This is a genomic window from Vibrio sp. R-1 (assembly GCF_035615595.1).
Classification (GTDB): domain Bacteria; phylum Pseudomonadota; class Gammaproteobacteria; order Enterobacterales; family Vibrionaceae; genus Vibrio; species Vibrio cholerae.
Genome location: NZ_WPDC01000286.1, coordinates 1 through 574 on the forward strand (window position 1 = coordinate 1; position 574 = coordinate 574).

Consider the following 574-nt stretch of genomic DNA (forward strand, 5'->3'; position numbering starts at 1 on the left):
CCCTATGATGACCAAATGCTATCAAATGGAATCGCTTCAATTTTCACGCCAAAACTCGAGATATTCGGCAAGGTCGAATTATGATGTTTTCGTATTTCTGCGCCAGTTGCATGCATTTTATCGTGAGTCGTATGCGCATCAGCTATCAATGTTACATGATAGCCAAGACCTGCTGCTCGACGAGCTGTCGTATCAACACAAAACTCTGACGCGTAACCACATAAAAGTACGCGCTCAACTTCAAGCTCTTTTAATACTTTCTCGAGATTGGTATGCAGAAACGAATCTGGAGTTGTCTTGCGTACAAATAAGTCACTGGACTCTATCACTAAACTTGCTTGTAATTTCCAACCATCTGAACCGTACTCAATGCCTGTATTAGGCTGTTCATGTTGAATAAAAATGACTGGGATTGAGTAACTTCGAGCTGATTCAGCGACGGCATTAATTTTTTCCAACACCAATTGTGACTCAAATGGGCGTGGTTCTGGATCAAATAAAATCGACTGAACATCGATCACTAAAACCGCAGATTTCATAATATTCCTCTGATAGGGCTAACGCCCGCCTAAGG

General features: G+C 41.8%; 1 protein-coding gene. It reads right to left on the minus strand.

Annotated elements, in window-relative coordinates:
• Positions 1 to 2 precede the first annotated feature (2 nt).
• Entirely contained in the window at positions 3 to 539 is a 537-nt protein-coding gene (locus tag GOU96_RS18155) for a cysteine hydrolase family protein (protein ID WP_057556265.1), read from the minus strand.
• Between the last annotated feature and the right edge of the window lie 35 nt (positions 540 to 574).

Excerpts from the sequence above, each read along its gene's own strand:
- GOU96_RS18155 (WP_057556265.1), bottom strand. The coding sequence starts at position 539 with ATGAAATCTGCGGTTTTAGTGATCGATGTTCAGTCGATTTTATTTGAT.